This is a genomic window from Paludisphaera soli (genome assembly GCF_011064595.1).
Classification (GTDB): Bacteria; Planctomycetota; Planctomycetia; order Isosphaerales; family Isosphaeraceae; genus Paludisphaera; species Paludisphaera soli.
Genome location: NZ_JAALJI010000135.1, coordinates 1 through 675, shown reverse-complemented (window position 1 = coordinate 675; position 675 = coordinate 1). Strand labels below are relative to the sequence as shown.

General features: G+C 71.7%; 2 protein-coding genes. Both read left to right on the top strand.

The window, feature by feature from the left end:
- The coding region (locus tag G6O68_RS32010) for a helix-turn-helix domain-containing protein (protein ID WP_165253834.1) at positions 1-261 on the top strand (261 nt) is incomplete at its 5' end.
- Positions 262-311: 50 nt separating this feature from the next.
- Positions 312-675, top strand: a 364-nt coding sequence (locus G6O68_RS32005; protein ID WP_240911595.1) for a transposase, incomplete at its 3' end; no start/stop codon positions are given.

Below are 675 nucleotides of genomic sequence, written 5' to 3'. Positions count from 1 at the left end.
GTCCGCAGGCGGTTCGTCGAGCAGGGCCTCGACGCGGCTCTGGACCGCAAGCGGCGGGGGCGGCCGGCCCGCGAGCCGAAGCTCGACGGCCGGGCCGAGGCGACGCTCGTCGCCCTGGCGTGCTCGGCCCCGCCCGACGGCCGCAAGCGTTGGACGATGCAGCTCCTGGCCGACCGCCTCGTCGAGCTGCGGATCGTCGATTCGATCTCCGACGAGACGGTCCGGGTCGCCCTCGAAAAAACGAGATCAAGCCCTGGCTGACCGAGCGTTGGTGCATCCCGCCGGAGGCGAACGCCGAGTTCGTGGCGGCGATGGAGGACGTCCTGGACGTCTATCGCCGCCCCTACGACGAGAGACGCCCGCTGGTCTGCCTCGACGAGGCGAGCAAGCAACTCGTCGGCGAGGCGGCCGCGCCGATCCCCGCGGCCCCGAGGCGGCCCGAGCGGATCGACCACGAGTACGTCCGCAACGGGACGACCAGCCTGTTCATGGTCGCCGAGCCGCTGCTGGGCTGGCGGGCGGTCAAGGTCACGGGACGTCGGACGGCCGTGGACTTCGCCGAGGTGGCCCGCTGGCTGGTCGAGGACGTCCACGCCGAGGCCGAGAAGGTCGTGCTCGTGATGGACAACCTCAACACCCACAAGCTCGCCAGCCTCTACGAGGCGTTCCCGCCCG